This is a genomic window from Brevibacterium sp. OS20 (genome assembly GCF_056837565.1).
In genome coordinates this window covers 1496972-1511833 of sequence record NZ_CM166367.1, presented here as the reverse complement: position 1 = coordinate 1511833, position 14862 = coordinate 1496972, and the positions used below count along the sequence as shown (strand labels likewise).

Below are 14862 nucleotides of genomic sequence, written 5' to 3'. Positions count from 1 at the left end.
TCCTTCACCAGGTCACCGGAACGGATGTGGGGACACGGAACGACAGGTTCTCCCGGAAGTCGATGTTCTCACCGTCGACGAGCTTGAGATTCGGTGCCAGGCGGGTGATCTCCTGCAGGCAGATCTTCGCCTGCAGCTTCGCGAGCATATTGCCCAGGCAGTAGTGGATGCCGAATCCGAAGGACAGATGTTCACGGGCGTTGGGTCGGTCGATGTCGAAGTCCTCTCCGCCGTCGAAGCGGGACTCGTCACGGTTGGCTGAGCCCATGAGCAGCAGCAGTTCGTCGCCCTCGGCGATCTTCACGCCTCCCACCTCGGCGTCCTTCAGCGCTTTGCGGCGCCAGCCGACGATCGAACCGGAGTACCTGAGGACCTCGTCGACCGCTTTGGGTATCTTCTTCTCATCGTCGATGAGCGCCTGCCATTGATCTGGATGGACCAACAGCACTCGCAGGGTGTTGCCGATCAGCGTTGTCGTCGTCTCGTGGCCGGCGAAGAGGAGCGAGTAGAGGACGGACGCGATCTCATGGTCGCTGATCTCCGCGCCTTCGGACTGTGCTGTGACCAGGTCGGCGGTCATCGAATCTCCGCCGTTCTCATGGGCGTCGGCGACGATGCTCAGACATTCCTGCCAATACTCGACGAGGTTGTGGGCGTGTGGGATCTGCTCCTCGTCCGACAGGTCTCCCCACGTCATGGCGGCGCGGGAGTCGGACCAGCGTTTGTAGGTATCGACCTTGTCGATATCGGCACCGATGAGCGTGAGGATGGTGATGGTCGGGATGTCATAGGCGAGATCGCGGATTATCTCACCGTCTTTGTCAGGACGCGCAAGCATCGTTTCGATGCGGCTGACGACGTTGTCGCGGATCTCTGGTTCGAGCTTCTTGAAGCGTCGCGGCGTGAATGCCTTCTGCACGATCTCACGAATGCGGGTGTGCTCCGGCGGGATGCGTGCCGAGAGCCCGGAGTAGGCGGTGAAGCCTCCGTCTTTCATGATCTTCGTGGCCTGCGGTCCGCGTTTGCGCACCGGAGCCTGCGCGTTCTCCGAGGAGAAGGTCTCCCAGTCTTCGAAGACCGCTTTGATGTCCTCGTAGCGTGTCACGACCCAGTAGCCGACTCGCTCATCGAACATCACGGGTTCTTCCTTGCGCATCTCGGCATAGGCCGGGAAAGGGTTCTTCATGTCGAAGGGTTCGTACCCGTGGTGAGAGCCTTCAGCCGCGCCGCTGTAGGGGCACTTGCCGGTCTCTGCTGCGGATTGCAAAGTCATTCCATCTCCTGTGATGCGGGTCACTGCTGACAGTGATGATCACCCTACAGGCACAGCGAAGATTTTCGATGACGTGGCTTCCGTTCAGCGGAAGCGACCTGGAAGCCTCCAAAGAGCCGTCTCAGGCGGCGTCGGCGGCGCCTTTTTCGAGGTCAGCGTTATGCCAGAGAGACGCACCCAACCTCGACGAAGCACCAGACCAGAAACGACGTGCAGGTTCGACGAGACTTTCCCCAGAAACCCGACGATCGACAATCGAACTTGTTGATCCGCCCCTTCAGCGATGCGACCCCAGCAAGGTTTCGAGAGGAATCCTCGCGGTTGCCGCCTCGATGCGCTCGCTGACTCCCTTGAGCGTCGCCAGATGGCGCGTCAACGTGCTGGCCTTCTCGGAGGCGACGACGAGACCGATGCTCGAACCGATGCGTCCGGTATGGAAGACGGGGACCGCGATCGAGCAGGCGCCGGGTCTCTGCTCTTCGTTGGTCACAGAGAACCCTTCGGTCCGGATCTGCTCGAGCTGCTCGGCAAGCAGACCGGGGTTCGTCACGGTCCGCGGCGCGACCTGGTCGAGCGGCTGCCGCAGGTAGGCTTCGGAGAGCCAGTCTTCCTCGAAAGCCAGCAGCACCTTTCCGACCGCGGTGGAATGCATCGGCAGGCGCCCGCCGACCCGTGACGCGCGCGGGACCCTCTCCGTCCCATAGACGCGGTCGATGTAGAGCACCTCACGACCGTCGCGGATCGCAAGCTGGGACGTCTCGCCCGTGAATGAATAGAGATCCTGGATGAATGGTCGAGCAGTCTCGCGCAGCTGCCTGCCGACGTTCTGCCCCATCTCCCACAGTCGCAGGCCCAGCTGATACCGACCCTGCGGGGTGCGGGAGAGAAACTCCCATTCGACGAGCTCATTGACCAGGCGGTGCGCCGTGCTCAGTGGAATCTGCGCCGCGTCGGCGAGCTCGGTGAGGGTGAAGCTGCGCCGCGGCTCTTCGAATGTCGTCAGCAGACTGAGGACCTTGTGAGTGACGGTGCGGCCGGCCTTCGGCACCTCCGGACGCTGATTGTGCTCCATGCTCGAGAATCTATCGGACCTGTCAACGCCGACCTCCCTCCACTGCCCCGAGGCCACTGTTGACGTCGGCGGAATCGACACACACTTTGCTGGAATTTCCACTGCATGTATGCTGAAATCACGCCCCGATATGCACTTATCATCTAATGGTAAATATGTGAGGGTTGCGACTGGCAGACACTTGCCTACATAACCCCGTCGGACCGGGGGCAATGGTGCCCGATAAGGAGACAACAGTGATGTTGACTGAAGAAATCAAGACTGCGAAAACGACTCGACGAACGGTCTGGAAGACCGCCCTGACCGGCGGCGCCGGTTCACTGCTCGAATACTACGACTATTCCCTCTTCGCCACCCTCGCGATCTTTGTGGCAGCTGCGCTGATGCCCCAATCCGACCCCACCATCGCTCTGTTGGCAACTCTCGCCGTGTTCGGCAGCGGTTTCCTCATGCGCCCGATCGGCGCACTGTTCTTCGGCTGGCTCGGCGATCGGCACGGTCGCAGGGCATCGCTTCTGACGAGCGTCATCATGATGGGCGCGGTCAGCTCGCTGATGGGCCTGATTCCTGCATACTCCGATATCGGCTTGACTGCGCCTGTCCTCCTCGTGCTGCTGAGGCTGGTCCAGGGGCTCTGCGCAGGCGGCGAGGCCAGTGGAGCAGCGACGTACATCGCGGAGATGGCGCCGCCCGAACGTCGCGGGTTCTTCGGAGCCTTCACCCCAGCCGGGATCGCCTTGGGAACGGCCGCGGCGAGCGGAGTCGCTTCTCTCGTCAGCACCGTCTTCGGCGACAGCGCCATGGCCGAATGGGGATGGAGATTGCCGTTCCTGCTGTCTCTGCCCTTGAGCATCATCATCCTGTGGATCAGGAACACTCTTCCCGAGTCCGCGAAATTCTCCGCAAAGACCGCGTCGGCCGGCCCGCCCCCGATAGTCTCGGTCCTCCGACATGAACGCACGGCGACCATCAAGCTCATTCTTCTCGCCTTTTCGATGTCCCTGACCGGTTATGTCGGACACGTATACCTCAATACCTATCTGACCACTGAACTCGACTATTCGACCAGCGAGGCGTTCGGCACGAACGCGGTCATCACCGTCCTGTTCGCCATCCTCATGCCCTTCGCTGCCCTCGTGTCCGACCGCATCGGTCGCGGCCGCACCTACGCGTACGCGATGGTCGGATACATTCTGCTCACAATTCCCAGCTTCGCCCTCATGAGTCCCGCAAGCGGCTGGCCTCTCCCGCTGACGATGGCGATCTCATTCGTTCCCTGGGTCTTCGCGCAGGCGATCGGCTATCCCCTCTTCACTGAGCTGTTCAGATCGACCGCGCGTTTGACGGGTGTCGCGTTCGGCTTCTCGATCGGCACGATCGTGGGAGGCGGATTCGGCCCCTACGTCGCACAGTGGTTGACTGACCTCACCGGATGGACACTCGCCCCTGCAGCCTATATGACGTGCGCTTCCATCATCGGGCTGGCAACCGTCCTCACCGTCGGGAGGTCGAAGATCGATGACAGGTGACATTGAAAGCCGACTCAACGGCGGCCTGAGCGCACTTCTCGCAGATGAGGTTGTCGCGGTGACAGAGGGCGGAATCGACCTTCACACGCATCCGAGTCCGGATATCGTGGCTCGTTCGCAGTCAATTGATGAGGCCGCGTGGGACTTCGGTTCGGCCGGTATTGCCGGATTCGTCGTCAAGTCCCATTCCATTCCGACGACGACGATGGTCTCCATGGCACCCGCAGGCCTTCCCTCCCGCCCACTGGCGTCGATCACGCTCAACCGGTCAGTCGGCGGTCTCAACCCGGACGCAGTCGACATCGCAGCGCGGATGGGGGCCAAGGTCGTGTGGCTGCCGACGAAGGACAGCAGGATCCAGTGCCGGTTCGAGAGATCCACCTCGCTCTCGGAACCCGACTCACATCGGAATCCCGTCCGGATCATCGACGGCGGCAGACCCGTCGATGCGCTCGTCGATGTCATCGACGCGGCAGTGCGCAACTCGTTGGTGCTGGCCACCGGGCATTTGGATCAGAATGAGATCTTCGTCGTCCTCGACCTGGCCGACAACCGCGGACTCGACAACGTCATCGTCACTCACCCGTGCCTGCCTCATCTCGATATCTCAATCCCTGCGCAAGTCGAGATGGCCCGACGCGGCGCCCTCATCGAACACACGATGAACTCCTTGGCCACGGGAAAAGTGACGCTCGATCGAGTCCTCCGGGTGATCGAGCAGTGCGGGCCGCAGTCGACCGTTCTCAGCGGCGACCTCGGCCAACCCGAGTTCGGAAGCATCGCCGCCGGGTTGCCCATGTGGGCGAGAATTCTGCTCGATCACGGTGTCGAATCCGCCGCCATCAGACAGATGATCGTTGAGAATCCGCGCAGAGCCTTAGCAAACTGACGATATGCCGCGATCTGCGGCGTTGCTCCGGAAGGACGTTTCAGATCTCTAGAGCGACACTTCGATCAACCGCGGACCCGCATCGGCCACGCCTGCCCTGAAGTCGCGATCGAGTTCGGCAATGGTCTCCACCCGCGTCGCCGGGACACCCAGGCCTTTCGCGAGGCTGACCCAATCGATATCGGGATTGTCGATGTCAAGTAGGCACTGTGCCTCGGGTCCGAAGTCAGGTACCCCGACATTGGACATTTCATCGCGCAGTATCTGGTATTTCCGATTGGCGAACAAGAGCACGATGACGTCGAGCTGCTCTCTGGCATAAGTCCACAGCGCCTGCGGGGTGTACATTCCCGAGCCGTCGGACTCGAGAACGATGACCTTCCGGTCCGGGCTCGAGACCGCCGCCCCGACTCCGACCGGCAGTGCCCAGCCGATGGATCCTCCGGTGCCGCCCAGGCAATCGTGCGGAGCCGATGTCTCCGTCCGGTCGTAGAAGTCCCGGCCGGTGGTGATCGACTCGTCGAGGACGATCGCGTTCTCAGGGATCGCCCCTGAAAGCCACGCTGCGAGCTTGGCGGGGGTGATCGCCCCCTCCGGACGGGGAGCCGAAGTCGATTTCGCCAGAACCGAGGGCAGGACAGATCCGGTCGCGGCCGGGTCTGCGAGGACGGGCCTTTTCGCTGCGGGGCCGATCGCGTCCTGCAGAGCCTCCAGTGCCACCGACGAGTCCGCCCCGATGGGGCTGAGTGTGTAGAACGTCGTCCCCGGCCGGGTAAGTACACTCGGCTTGTCCGGATAGGCGAAGAAGGCGACGGGCGGTTTGGCATCGACAAGAATTACGGCATCGAAGCTGCTCAGCAGCTTGACGGACGGCTCGACAGGATAGGGGATCTTCGCCACCGTCGGCCGTCCCGCACCTCTCTCGGTGCGTGGAGCGAAGGTTTCGGCCAGCACCGAGGCACCGGTGGCCCCCGCGATCTGCGCCGCGGTTTCGAGCTGCCTCGAGCGCAGAGCACGCCCGCCCAGAAGGATTGCGGTACGACGACCCGAATCCTTCAGACGTTCCGCTGCAGCGTCGACCTCGCCGGGATCGATCGCACGCTGCATCGGTTCGACCGCTTTCGGCGGAGTCGAGTATTCATCGGCGGAATTCCATGCCGTATCGGCGGGAAGGATGAGTGAGCTGATCCGTCCCGGCAGACTGAAGCCGATGGCGTCGGCGGCGTCGCCGGCGATCGAGTTCGCCGAATGAGAAGTGCGCACCCAGTCGCTGAAAGGCCGCAGCGCCCCCTCGATATCCGAGGTCAGCGGCGCATCGAGGCCTCGGTGGTAACCAGCGTGGTCGCCGACGATATTGACGATCGAGGAACGTGCCCGGAGCGCATTGTGCAGTGCGGACAGTCCGTTGGCCGCGCCCGGACCGAGATGCAGCAGAGTCGCCGCGGGCCGATCAAGCAGTCGCGAATAGCCGTCGGCGGCTCCGGTGACTATCCCTTCGAAGAGTCCGAGCACACCACGGACACGCGGTTGCCTGTCCAAGGCCGCCACGAAGTGCATCTCCGAAGTTCCGGGATTCGCGAAACACACCTCGACTCCATTGTGTCCCAGCGTTTCCACCAGGCTCTCGGCACCGTTCATGCCAGCATCTCCTTCGACGTCGGTCATCGCTGCAGTCGCACCCTCAGACAGCATGTGCCCTCTGTCGTACCACATTCCCGAGGGCGACGGCCGAGCCGTTCGCCGAAGACTTTCGTCACCGAATCGCGGTGGCGTTCGGCGGAGAGCCGACTCCTCCGACGAGGTTGAGCGGTTTGATGACGCACATCGCGTCCCAACGCCCCGTACGCAATGAGTCCTCGAGCAGCGCTTCGAGATTCCACAGCTCTCCGAGCGGCACTCCGAGCTTGGCAATGAGCTCCTGATGCATCATCCCCCTGTCCTCGGGCGCCGATTCGTGGAAGTCGCTGTCAGCGACAACAGGTAGGACCTCAACGGCGAAGGTGTCGGTTGCGAATGTCGCCACCTGATGTTCCCAGATCCATCGAGCCAGGTCCTTCGACTGCCGGAAACCCGTAGCGCGCCGCCCAGATCGAACCTCATCGCGGACATCGTCGGTGGAGCCGATGAACCATGTGGACCAACCGGTGTGCACCATGACGATGTCGCCGGAACGAACGCTCACGCCCTGTCGCGCACATGCTCGCTCAAGGTGGTCGACCTCAAGGACGGGACCGCCTCGGTGCTCCAGAGGTGTGCCCTCATCAGCGAGGAGGCCCGCAATATCGAGAAGAATGCCCCGTCCCACGATCGGCCGTTCTGCCCAGGCTTGGACACCGAGGTCGGGAGCCCCGGGCCGGATCGATGCGTCTGCGACACCGTTGTAGAAGCCGTATCCGGAGGCGCGTCGATGTCGAAGACCATCGACCTGTGAGGTCGCCTGCAGGAAGAACTCGCGGAGAACATCATCGCGGGACTCCGAGTGCGCCGAGAGGATCTCGTGCTCCGGTGCGCGCCTGGCACGAGCCATCGGCGGGTCAAACGCATCGAGCGCATAGTCGAGGTTGAACACCTCTCCCCTCGACACCGATGCTGCAGCCTCACGGACATCTTCACCATCGGCGAAGTTCGCTGTGCCCCGATCCGCGTCGGCGAAGACACCCCACGCTGATCCGGGCGGAGTGTTTTCCTCCAATTGGGCGTAGGTCGGGTATTCAGTCTTCTCCATCTTTCGACGCTCCTTTGTGGAAATAGGTGAGGACGAAGGCCAGGAGCCCCGCGATCGACGACATGCCGAAGGCATACGGTCCGACCGCCTCGGCGACGTCCATAGCCATCATGCCCTTCCCCGCGACGATGAGGACGATCTGGAAGATGACGATCACTGCCCCTCCGAGGAGGAATAGCACTGTCGAGGCGGCGAAGAGCTGAGAGCACATCGCTTCGAAGCGGCCACGGCTTCGATTCGTCGAAACATTCATTGTCTGGTTCCTTTCTTGACTTCTCGCGGCTCAGATCGGGAGGAACCCGAGGGCGATGAGCGTGCCGACGCCCAGCAACGGGACGCAGTAGTACTTGAGCAGCGGGACGAATGTCTTACCGGGATTCACCTCAGCGATGCCCGCTGCCACGTAGATCGGAGCCCCTGATGGCGGAGAGGCCCCCTCCGTCGAGGCGAAGATCAGGGCTGCCGCGGCTGCAACCGGCACGGGAATGCCTGTACTCGCCATCGTCATCACCGCGACGGGCCCGATCGCAGCCATGGTCGCGCTGGCGGTCAGCGGCACAGCAATGAGAATGATGATCACTCCGATTGCGATCGCCATCAGCCACTTCGGCACATCGAGATAGGACAGCAGCGCCTCGAGTTCGGCAGCCAGACCGATCTCCCCGAGGAGATTCGATGCGGAGAATGCCGCGAAGATCGTGATGCCGATGACGCCGAACGATGAGGCAGATCCCTCGATGAGCTTCCACCACCCCGAGGCCGATCTCGGCAGTGACTTGCGCCCGAGGATGAGCACGAAGACGATCATCAGCACCGGAATCCAGGTGAGCAGACTGACGACGTCCGGCATCGCCAGCGGTGTCGGATCGAGAACTGTGCCGTCAGCAAGAGTCTTGCCCGGTTCGGATTCTGCACTGACGCCAGTGAAGTCCGCGAGGAAATCCGCGAGCGGACCGAACGACAGGACCAGGGGAACGAAAATGGGAACCAGGAGCAGAATCGTCGTCCATCCCTGGGACAGACTCGTGCGGATGGGCAGTCGATCTTCAGACGGCACTGCCGGAATCTTGTATTTCCGAACTATCCAGAACGCCACGATCAGACGGTAGACGAGCGCCCACAGCCCGGCGAAGAACAAGGGCATGACGATCTCATGGGACTCCATCGCTCCTTGCGCAACAAGGCCGCCGACGAGGATGAACATCGTTCCCGAAAATGGAAAGCTGACACCGAAGCCGGCAAGTCCCGATGCCACGGTAGCGGCGATCTCCGGTTTGACCCCGGACTTCTTCATCCAGGGAATCGTGATCGATCCGACTGCAGCGGTGATGGCAGCGCCGATATGTGCGATGGCGCCGAAGATCGCTCCGGCCACCGTGGTGGTGTAGAGGTGGCCTCCGCGGAATCGCCCTAGCAGGGAATTGAGCAGATCGACGAGCTTGGTGAGCACGGGAGTTCGCTCGAGCACATAGGACACGAAGACGAAGGCGAGCGCGGCGAACATGATCTCTTCCGTCAGAGCGTCGGAGACGGATGCCCAGATCATCGTCAGCACCGAGTCCTCGTCGGAGGGACCGGCGATGAAGGCGAAAACGCAGATGGAGAGGAAACCCAGAGTCATCGCCTCGCCGATGTTGCGACCGACGACGGCATTCCAGACGATGATGACGGCGATGAAGACAACGAGCGCGAGAACGGCCATCATGTCAGGTCACCTCTGAGGATCTGCGCGCGACGTCCTGCTTCGTCCTCCTGGACAGACAGTGCCTTGGGCAGTGTTGACGCGGCTTCTCCCGCTGGGACCACGATGACTCCGTCGTCGTCGGCGACGATGAGGTCACCAGGCTCGACGACGACCCCGCCGACCGCGACCGGGACGTCGATCTGTCCGGGTCCGTTCTTGTACGGCCCCGCAGGACTGACCGCCCGGGCCCAGGCGGAGAATCCGATCTCCTCGAGATCGCGGGCGTCTCGGAGTGCGCCGTCCGCGATGACTCCGACTGCGCCGCGTGCCTTGGCCTTCTCCGCCATGAGTTCGCCCATGAGTGCGCGGTCTGTGTGTCCATGGCCGTTGACGACAAGGATATCGCCGGGCTCGATCCGGTCGAGTGCTTCGCGCAGACGGAGGTTGTCGCCGGCCGGTACCCAGACGGTCCTCGCCCACCCCACCGCTTTGGCACCTGGCCACAGCGCCCTGATGCCGCCGTCGAGCATTCCCATTCGGTCGCGGGCATCGCCGACGTTGGCGGCCGGGATCGTCGAGTAGGCCTTGAGTAGGTCCTGCTCGGACCGGGCCGCGTCGTTGACGATCTGTGCATGAGAATGCGCCGCCGCGTGCGACATCGTCGCTCGCACGCCGAGCTGTTCAAGCATCTCTGCGGCTTCTTCTGCCTCATGTCCGCGACGGTCTGCGTGCTTGATCGTCCCGGTTCTGAGGCGCTCGACCGATTCGGCTCCTCCGGAGTGTTCGTCGGCGATCTGTGCGAGGGCCCAGTCTTCGGCCCCCATCGCCTCGCCTGCGCGAAGCGTTTCGACGATGAGCGCCCCAAGGCCCTTCATGAATGAGCTGCGCAGGAGCTTGCGCCGTGCGGCATCGCCGGGTTCTCCGGCGATGTCCTCGACAGCGGCCCCGAGTGCGGAGAAGACCTCCGCCGCTCGGCCCGAGGCGGCACCGCTGATGACCAGCGGCGTGGCTGCGCCGTGTTCGGGAACTGAGCCGACGACAGCGACGTCGGCATACCTGCGGACACCGACGACGCTGGCAACGTGTGCCTTAATCTCTGCCGACGCAGAGTTCATGTCGATGAAGAACGCGTCCCGTGACAGGAATTCGGCCACCGAGGCGGCGGCGGGCACGGCCGCACGACCGCCGACGAGGCACATCACTGCGTCCGCGGATTCGACCAAATCCTTCGGCGACGCTACGCGTGAGACTCCGCGCGGAGTCGGAATGTCGGCCGGGTCGAATCCGGTGACCTCCCAACCGAGTTCGACGAGGCCACGGGCGTAGAGCGTTCCCGCTTCACCCAAACCAATTACCGCTATATGCATCCTTGCACCCATTCTATGAGACTTAATGTCGCAGTACGAAATACTGCAGTGCGCGGAAGTGATTGTCAACACCGTGAATCCGCTAAATGAAAACGGAATATCATTTCCGGAAGGTAGAATCTCACTGCATGGGAGTCCGACGCACCCAACAGCCGACCGGAGGGACCGAATGCCTGCCCAGAAATCCCCGATGAGGTCACTCGAGAGAGCCATCGACGTTCTCGAGATCCTCGACAGCTCACGAGGACCGCTACGCCTGAATGAGATCGCTCGGCGCGCCGAACTCCCGGTGGCAACCACTCAGCGAATCCTCGCCGTCCTCGAGTCCCGCGATCGAGTGGAGCGAGACAGCAACGGCTACCGCCCGGGCATTGCTCTCACATTCGGCGCACACGCCTTCTCAACGACCAACCCCCTGATCCGCGCAGCCCGCCCGGTGCTCATCGAACTCGCCTCAATCACCGGCCTGACCTCAACGCTGTACCGCGAACACAATGGACAGAGAGTCGCCCTCTCCCGTGCGGGCATTGCCCGCAACTTCGGCTACGAACTCGTCGTCGGCTCTCGGCTCCCACTCACCACAGGCGGCGGAAAGGCCATCCTCGCCCAGCTCAAGGACGACGACATCATGACACTGCATCAGGAGCAGGCGGCGAAACCTGAGCAGACCCCCGAGCTCGACGCACTGATGCTCGACGTTGCCGGGATCCGAGATCGCGGCTATTCGATCTCCCGGGAAGAACGCGAGCCCGGGGTCGCCAGCGTCGCCGCCGCAATTCCGGGCGACTATGGAATCCTTGCCGCCATCCAGGTCACCGGAACAATCGACGACTTCCCCGAAGAGAAGACTCAATCGCTGGGCCGTCAGGTTCGACAGGCGGCGATCTCCATCGGCCACGGCCTTCCTGAGCTACCGGGAAACTAACCCGCTCCGACCTCTGGGAATAAGAACCACCAGCATGGTTGTTGAATGTTCAACTAGATAGATCTACACTGGATCTATCAGCACACCGTGTTCAGGAGAGCCGCATGACCGTCACCGACACCCCCACCGATACGACCGCCTCACCGGCCGTCAATGACACCACACTCAGCGCCGCCACCGGAATGGACGCCGTGACTCTGCGCGTCGGCGATCTCGAGGAGATGTCGAACTACTACTCGAACGCCCTGGCGATGGAACCTCTCGAGGAGACCTCCCGCGATGGCGAAGTCCACCGCGTGCTCGGCCGCGGCACCACTCCCCTGGTCAAGCTCGTCGCCACCCCGGGCCTTCCCGGTGTCGACCCCAAGCAGGCCGGCCTGTTCCACACCGCGTTCCTCTTCGACGACAAGGAAGCTTTGGCGGCCACCGTCGCCCATGCCGCTCAGAACACGAACAGCACTTTCGTCGGATCCAGCGACCACCTGGTCAGCCAGGCCTTCTACTTCACCGACCCCGAGGGCAACGGCATCGAACTCTACGTCGACCGGGTTCGCTCGGAATGGACGCACTCCATCGACGGAGAGGTCCAGATGGATTCGATCCACCTCGATCCGAACCGTTTCCTCGAGCGTCACCTCAACCAGGACGTCCTCGCGAACACCGTGGCCGAACCCGGCATCGTCGGCCACGTCCATCTGCAGGTCGGCAACATCCCGCAGGCCCGTGAGTTCTACGTCGACGCGCTCGGCTTCGAACCGTCACTGTCGTCGATGCCCGGAGTCCTCTTCGCTGCGGCCGGCGGATACCACCACCACGTGGCCATGAACACCTGGAACAGCCGCGGTGCCGGCCCCCGGGCGGCCAGCCTCGGTCTCGGGGATGTGGCGATCACCGTTCCCGGCCGCGAGGATCTCGATGCACTGGTCGCGCGTCTGCGTGCGCACAGCCTCGATTTCGCTGATGACGGACGTTCTGTGCGAGTCGTCGACCCGTGGGGCACGCAGGTCACTCTCGCCATCGGAACCAGCTCCATCGACGAGACGCTGGCGCGCTGACACTCCGCCGGGGCGAAGAGCTCCACCGGCCAGAACACGCTGAGGCGGGTGATGCTCAACGGCATCACCCGCCTCAGTCGTCTGCGCCGAGATCAGTTCTTGGAACGCACTCGCTCGACAGCCGCATGCGGATGCAGGTCGAGTCGGCGCAGCAGCTGAGCGTTGAGGGCGACGACGATCGTCGAGATCGACATGAGGATCGCGCCCACGCTCATCGGCAGAACGAACCCGATGGGAGCGAGGATTCCTGCTGCCAACGGCACCGACAGGAGGTTGTATCCGGCCGCCCACCACAAATTCTGCTTCATCTTCCGATAGGTCGCCCGAGAAAGCTCGACGATCGAGAGCACGGACCGCGGATCGTCGGAAGCGAGGATGACTCCGGCAGAGCCGATGGCCACATCGGTTCCGGCCCCGATGGCGATGCCGACATCGGCCTGCGCGAGCGCAGGAGCGTCATTGACACCGTCACCGACCATCGCCACACGACGCCCCTCCCCCTGCAGCTCGGAGACCTTCGCCGCCTTGTCGGCGGGATGAACGCCGGCAAAGACACGGTCGATGCCGAGCTCGGAGGCAACGGACTGCGCGACCGCCTCGGCGTCTCCGGTGATCATCACGACCTGTGCACCGATGGCGTGGAGTGCATCGACGGCATCGCGAGACTCCGGCCGGATCTCATCGGCCAACCGCAGGGCTCCGACGACAGATCCGTTGACGAGCACGTGGAGGATGATGGCACCTTCGGCTCGCCAGGCCTCCGCAGACTTCGCCTCGGGCGCGTCATACGCCTCGAGCAGTCTGGGACCACCCACCTCGACCGTCTGGCCTGCGATGACGGCCTTGACCCCAACCGCAGGTGACGACGAGAAGTCGGATGCTGTCGGCACGTCGATCCCCCGTTCAGCCGCAGCCGTGACGATGGCTGCGGCCAGCGGGTGCTCGCTGTCGGCTTCGGCCGCAGCCGCCAGGCCAAGCACTTCACTCTCGGCCCGCGTGGCCCCGGCACCCTCGACGACTTCGATGGCGGTGACCGTCGGCTGACCCTTCGTCAGAGTGCCGGTCTTGTCGAAGAGCACGGAATCGACCGTGCGCATCGTCTCGAGCGCGAGCCGGTCCTTGACGAGGACGCCGGCACGGGCGGCACGTTCGGTGGCGATCGACACGACCAGCGGAATGGCCAGACCCAAGGCGTGAGGACAGGCGATGACGAGCACGGTGATCGTGCGCACGACCGCCGAATCGGGCATGCCGATGAGCGTCCAGACGACCACTGTGATGACGGCAGCGCCGAGAGCGAACCAGAACAGCCAGGCCGAGGCTCGATCGGCGATGCGCTGGGCTCGCGATGACGAGCTCTGAGCGTCGGAGACCAGCTTCTGGATACCGGCCAGCGTTGTGTCGCCACCGATCGCGGTGATCTCGACCCGAAGCCCGGAATCGGCGGCGACGGTGCCGGCCACAACCGAGTCGCCTTCGCCGCGTCGGACCGTCGTCGATTCTCCGGTGACCATGGATTCGTCCATATGGGCCGAACCGTCGATGATCCGTCCGTCGGCGGGCACCGAGGCACCGGGTCGAACGAGGACGATGTCCCCGACGACGAGGTCGGACGGAGCGACGCTCACCGTCTCCCCATCGATGATCTTCTCGGCCTCATCCGGCAGCAGCGCGGCGAGACCGTCAAGCGCCGAGGTGGTCTGTGCCAGAGAACGCATCTCCATCCAGTGACCGGCGAGCATGATCACGACCAACAGGGCCAGCTCCCACCAGAAGTCGAGCTGCGGATCGAGCAGACCCAACGACGAGCCCCAGGAGGAGATGAAGGCGACCGTGATCGCTAAGGCGATGAGCAGCATCATACCGGGGCTGCGCGCCTTGATCTCGTCGAGGCCGCCGGTCAGGAACGGCCTACCACCCCAGACGTACATGACGGTGCCGAGGATCGGAGCGAGCCAGCGAAGCGCACCGAGGAGGCCGGTTTCGGGAATCTCATACCCGACGAGGTGGCCGAACATCGGGCTGAACGCGACGACAGGGACGGCGATGACGAGCATGATCCAGAACAGGCGCCGGAACTGCGCGACATGATCGCCATGGCCGGCATGACCCGCGTGGCCCGAATGGCCGGAGTGGCTCTCGTGACCGGAGTGGTCGCCATGACCACTGTGGTCATGCTGAGCGTGATCGGAGTGGGCGATGGCCTCAGTGTGTGCGGAATGGCCCGTCTCAGCAGACTGCATTCCGTATTGCTGATGATTCTGCTGTCTGTCCATGCCTTCAATTTATACCCCTAGGGGGTATAAATCAACGGTGACGCCGCCCACATGCAATCCCTTGCAA

General features: G+C 63.2%; 12 protein-coding genes. 4 read left to right on the top strand and 8 right to left on the bottom strand.

Features of this window, described 5'->3' with window-relative positions; genetic code table 11:
* Nucleotides 1-4 precede the first annotated feature (4 nt).
* Both ACVZTU_RS06615 and ACVZTU_RS06610 read right to left on the bottom strand, forming a co-directional pair.
* On the bottom strand, nt 5-1273 hold the full coding sequence (locus tag ACVZTU_RS06615) for a cytochrome P450 (protein WP_139469600.1): 1269 nt from the start codon (nt 1271-1273) through the stop codon (nt 5-7).
* Nucleotides 1274-1550: 277 nt separating this feature from the next.
* Nucleotides 1551-2345: an IclR family transcriptional regulator gene (locus tag ACVZTU_RS06610; protein ID WP_139469601.1), complete on the bottom strand. Its 795-nt coding sequence runs from the start codon at nt 2343-2345 to the stop codon at nt 1551-1553.
* 239 nt (nt 2346-2584) lie between these two features.
* Between ACVZTU_RS06610 and ACVZTU_RS06605 the strand changes: the two genes are divergently transcribed.
* Both ACVZTU_RS06605 and ACVZTU_RS06600 read left to right on the top strand, forming a co-directional pair.
* A complete protein-coding gene (locus ACVZTU_RS06605; protein WP_482401611.1) occupies nt 2585-3874 on the top strand; it encodes an MFS transporter in 1290 nt (429 codons plus the stop codon).
* Complete coding sequence (locus ACVZTU_RS06600; protein WP_139469603.1) at nt 3864-4763, top strand: DUF6282 family protein; 900 nt, start codon at nt 3864-3866, stop codon at nt 4761-4763. The genes ACVZTU_RS06605 and ACVZTU_RS06600 overlap by 11 nt, the downstream gene beginning before the upstream one ends.
* Before the next feature lie 48 nt (nt 4764-4811).
* On the opposite strand, the gene ACVZTU_RS06595 is transcribed toward ACVZTU_RS06600, so the two are convergent.
* The 5 genes from ACVZTU_RS06595 to ACVZTU_RS06575 form a co-directional block, all read right to left on the bottom strand.
* Nucleotides 4812-6401, bottom strand: a complete 1590-nt coding sequence (locus tag ACVZTU_RS06595) for an acetolactate synthase large subunit (protein WP_482401610.1) — start codon at nt 6399-6401, stop codon at nt 4812-4814.
* Between the two features lie 115 nt (nt 6402-6516).
* Entirely contained in the window at nt 6517-7488 is a 972-nt protein-coding gene (locus ACVZTU_RS06590; protein ID WP_482401609.1) for a cyclase family protein, read from the bottom strand.
* Nucleotides 7475-7741 (bottom strand): hypothetical protein, encoded by a 267-nt coding sequence (locus tag ACVZTU_RS06585; RefSeq protein ID WP_218973667.1) that lies wholly within the window; start codon nt 7739-7741, stop codon nt 7475-7477. The genes ACVZTU_RS06590 and ACVZTU_RS06585 overlap by 14 nt, the downstream gene beginning before the upstream one ends.
* Nucleotides 7742-7771: 30 nt before the next feature.
* The gene (locus ACVZTU_RS06580; protein WP_482401608.1) at nt 7772-9193 is read right to left on the bottom strand and encodes a TRAP transporter large permease subunit; all 1422 of its coding nucleotides are present in this window, start codon (nt 9191-9193) and stop codon (nt 7772-7774) included.
* Nucleotides 9190-10539 carry an RraA family protein gene (locus tag ACVZTU_RS06575; protein ID WP_139469703.1) on the bottom strand — a complete coding sequence of 450 codons (1350 nt, stop codon included), beginning with the start codon at nt 10537-10539 and terminating at the stop codon, nt 9190-9192. The genes ACVZTU_RS06580 and ACVZTU_RS06575 overlap by 4 nt, the downstream gene beginning before the upstream one ends.
* 190 nt (nt 10540-10729) lie before the next feature.
* Here ACVZTU_RS06575 and ACVZTU_RS06570 point away from each other — a divergent pair, with 190 nt between their 5' ends.
* Complete coding sequence (locus tag ACVZTU_RS06570) at nt 10730-11464, top strand: IclR family transcriptional regulator (protein WP_180345666.1); 735 nt, start codon at nt 10730-10732, stop codon at nt 11462-11464.
* Nucleotides 11465-11568: 104 nt separating this feature from the next.
* Nucleotides 11569-12519: a VOC family protein gene (locus ACVZTU_RS06565; RefSeq protein ID WP_482401607.1), complete on the top strand. Its 951-nt coding sequence runs from the start codon at nt 11569-11571 to the stop codon at nt 12517-12519.
* A gap of 92 nt (nt 12520-12611) precedes the next feature.
* Here the strand turns inward: ACVZTU_RS06565 and ACVZTU_RS06560 are convergent, their stop codons facing one another.
* Nucleotides 12612-14795 (bottom strand): heavy metal translocating P-type ATPase, encoded by a 2184-nt coding sequence (locus ACVZTU_RS06560; protein ID WP_482401606.1) that lies wholly within the window; start codon nt 14793-14795, stop codon nt 12612-12614.
* Nucleotides 14796-14862: the final 67 nt, after the last annotated feature.

Coding starts and splice junctions, on each gene's coding strand:
- ACVZTU_RS06580 (WP_482401608.1), bottom strand. CDS start 9,193: ATGATGGCCGTTCTCGCGCTCGTTGTCTTCATCGCCGTCATCATCGTC.
- ACVZTU_RS06565 (WP_482401607.1), top strand. CDS start 11,569: ATGACCGTCACCGACACCCCCACCGATACGACCGCCTCACCGGCCGTC.
- ACVZTU_RS06610 (WP_139469601.1), bottom strand. CDS start 2,345: ATGGAGCACAATCAGCGTCCGGAGGTGCCGAAGGCCGGCCGCACCGTC.
- ACVZTU_RS06570 (WP_180345666.1), top strand. CDS start 10,730: ATGAGGTCACTCGAGAGAGCCATCGACGTTCTCGAGATCCTCGACAGC.
- ACVZTU_RS06590 (WP_482401609.1), bottom strand. CDS start 7,488: ATGGAGAAGACTGAATACCCGACCTACGCCCAATTGGAGGAAAACACT.
- ACVZTU_RS06595 (WP_482401610.1), bottom strand. CDS start 6,401: ATGAACGGTGCCGAGAGCCTGGTGGAAACGCTGGGACACAATGGAGTC.
- ACVZTU_RS06560 (WP_482401606.1), bottom strand. CDS start 14,795: ATGGACAGACAGCAGAATCATCAGCAATACGGAATGCAGTCTGCTGAG.
- ACVZTU_RS06615 (WP_139469600.1), bottom strand. CDS start 1,273: ATGACTTTGCAATCCGCAGCAGAGACCGGCAAGTGCCCCTACAGCGGC.
- ACVZTU_RS06600 (WP_139469603.1), top strand. CDS start 3,864: ATGACAGGTGACATTGAAAGCCGACTCAACGGCGGCCTGAGCGCACTT.
- ACVZTU_RS06585 (WP_218973667.1), bottom strand. CDS start 7,741: ATGAATGTTTCGACGAATCGAAGCCGTGGCCGCTTCGAAGCGATGTGC.
- ACVZTU_RS06575 (WP_139469703.1), bottom strand. CDS start 10,539: ATGCATATAGCGGTAATTGGTTTGGGTGAAGCGGGAACGCTCTACGCC.
- ACVZTU_RS06605 (WP_482401611.1), top strand. CDS start 2,585: ATGTTGACTGAAGAAATCAAGACTGCGAAAACGACTCGACGAACGGTC.